This is a genomic window from Tsukamurella sputi, assembly GCF_007858445.1.
In the GTDB taxonomy this organism is placed as follows: domain Bacteria; phylum Actinomycetota; class Actinomycetes; order Mycobacteriales; family Mycobacteriaceae; genus Tsukamurella; species Tsukamurella sputi.
Map to the genome: position 1 here is coordinate 1 of NZ_VIGV01000078.1, position 642 is coordinate 642.

1 protein-coding gene is annotated in these 642 nt (G+C 67.9%); it reads left to right on the plus strand.

Going from position 1 to position 642, the window contains the following annotated elements:
* The coding region (locus FK268_RS24465) for a hypothetical protein (protein ID WP_205124531.1) at positions 1–642 on the plus strand (642 nt) is incomplete at both ends.

Below are 642 nucleotides of genomic sequence, written 5' to 3' on the forward strand. Positions count from 1 at the left end.
TTCCTCGAGGCCTATGTCACGAACTCCGCGACCGGCCTCATCCCGAACCTGGTGAAGGTCGGCAGCACGCTGCTCGGCGCCGTGATCCCGTCGCTGCCCGCTTCGTCGCCGGCGAAGGCCGACGCGCTCGCGGCGCAGGCCGCGGTCGCGTCCGCCCCCGCGCTCGGGATGCCGGACTTCACGACGCTGTTCGAGGCGTGGAAGGCCGGTTTCGAGATGTTCGCCTCGTCGTGGAAGGGCGACCAGTGGACGCCCGGCGTCGTGGGAACGATCACGGATGCCGTGGCCAAGCTCACCAAGGGGGATCCCGCCGGTGCGATCGGCGAGGTCGCCGACAAGGCCAAGGCGCTGTCGATCATCGTCCTCCTGGGCGGAATCATGCCGATCACCGATCTCGTGAACCCCTACCTCGGTCCGATCGGCGTCGGTCTCACGAACTCCCAGGCTGACGTCATCGGACTCGGAAACTCCGCTCTGGCGGTGCTTTTCGACACGCCGGGCAAGGTCGTGTCGATCGGCCAGAACCTGGTGACCGCGCTGCTCTCCGGTGATCCCGCCAAGGCGCTCACCGGGCTCACGACGGACATCGGCGCGCTGACCACGTTCCTCAACGACCGCCTGTTCGTCGCCAAGGACAACCCG